The sequence below is a fragment of the Endozoicomonas sp. SESOKO3 genome (genome assembly GCF_024606255.1).
Window position 1 is genome coordinate 1 of record NZ_JAHHPR010000452.1, and the last position, 1,082, is coordinate 1,082.

The 1,082-nt window shown below is 50.1% G+C and carries 1 protein-coding gene; it reads right to left on the bottom strand.

Annotation, left to right across the window (positions count from 1 at the left end; all coding sequences use genetic code 11):
• On the bottom strand, nt 1-909 hold a 909-nt coding region (gene ligA, locus KDK18_RS07770), incomplete at its 3' end, for an NAD-dependent DNA ligase LigA (protein WP_257254333.1).
• Nucleotides 910-1,082: the final 173 nt, after the last annotated feature.

The following is a 1,082-nucleotide window of genomic DNA, read 5'->3' on the forward strand; positions in this document are numbered from 1 at the left end:
CAGGGCCAGACGGTTGACCTTATAAACAATACCATCAATTTCGTAGGGCAAAGCTTCGCGCTTCTCACTCATTCTGGAAAAGTATTCAGCACAGGCAGCAGCCCCTTTAACTACCCGCAGCTCCGGATTGACCCGCAGGCCCCAGGTTTTAAAACGCTCAAGAATATCCGCATGCCTGTCAGGCAACTCACCCCCTTCAACCACACCGGCACTGTAACAGTAAATATCCAGAGGTCTTTTCGCCGTTATTTTCGAGTCAAGCTGTCTCAGACTGCCCGCTGCTGCATTGCGGGGATTAACGAACACTTTTTCATCCCGGGCTTTAGCTCTCTTATTCAGCCTTTCAAAACCTTCCTTGGGCATAAAGATTTCACCACGAACTTCCAGACGATCAGGCCAACCTTCACCCAGCAATTTCAGAGGAATAGTAGCAATGGTGCGAACATTCAGAGTGATATCTTCGCCAGTCGTACCATCCCCACGGGTAGCACCTCGCATCAGCGCCCCCTTCTCGTATAAAAGGCTGACCGCAATCCCATCCAGTTTGGGTTCGCAGGCATATTCTACTGCTGAATCGGTGCCCAAACGCTCACGGACTCTGCGGTCAAAGTCATTGAGATCGTCTTCGTTAAACGCGTTATCCAGCGACAGCATGGGCAGTTCATGACGAATCTGGCCAAACACTTTCAGGGGGGCAGCACCCACTCGCTGGGTGGGTGATTCAGGTGTAATCAGCTCGGGAAAATCCGCTTCGATGGACTTCAGCTGCTGCATCAGCCGATCATAACTGGCATCGGCAATGATCGGATCGTCCAGAACATAGTAACGATAGTTATGATCATTGATCTGCTCTCGCAGCCCTTGAGCTTGCTGTTGAGCTTCCTTAAGAGAGAGGGTAGTTTGGGTCATGATTCTGTTACTTAAACGGTCCTGAGTGATTCTAAACCGCCTTGAGCCTGTACACTGAAGCCCCCGATAGACCGGGGGAGGATAAAAATTAATGAGAGGTAGAGATGGATCAGTCAGCCAGCTTCTGGGTTAACTGTTTTCTTTCGAAATCGCGAATACGCTGACGATAATGC